Source organism: Pseudomonas sp. TSO6 (assembly GCF_056098905.1).
This window is the reverse complement of sequence record NZ_JBLZWV010000096.1, coordinates 1-375: the sequence shown is the minus strand read 5'-3', so window position 1 is coordinate 375 and position 375 is coordinate 1. Positions and strand designations below refer to the sequence as shown.

The following is a 375-nucleotide window of genomic DNA, read 5'->3' as shown; positions in this document are numbered from 1 at the left end:
GCCGGCGATCACGGGCGAAGCCCGTGCCATGCAAACCTTGCCTATCGGGCCAGCAGCGCCTCCATCTCCCGATACCCTCGCTGGCGCGCATGCTCCAGCGCGGTGACCTCATCCTTGTACGCGGGGCTGCCGTCGAAGAAGTGGTCTCAGGTTCTATGCTGCCTGTGCTGGTCTCATCGCCGGCAAGCCAGCTCATACAGGTACTGCACAAGGCTTGAATGCGATGTGGTCAATGTGGGAGCTGGCTTGCCGGCGATCACGGGCGAAGCCCGTGCCATGCAAACCTTGCCTATCGGGCCAGCAGCGCCTCCATCTCCCGATACCCTCGCTGGCGCGCATGCTCCAGCGCGGTGACCTCATCCTTGTACGCGGGGC

Annotated in this window: 2 pseudogenes; both read right to left on the bottom strand. The window is 64.3% G+C overall.

The features are described from left to right. Positions 1-41 precede the first annotated feature (41 nt). Positions 42-134 (bottom strand): annotated as a pseudogene (locus ACN6NG_RS29940) (ankyrin repeat domain-containing protein); the annotation flags it as partial. A 155-nt stretch (positions 135-289) separates the two neighbouring features. After that, a pseudogene (locus tag ACN6NG_RS29935) lies at positions 290-375 on the bottom strand (ankyrin repeat domain-containing protein); the annotation flags it as partial.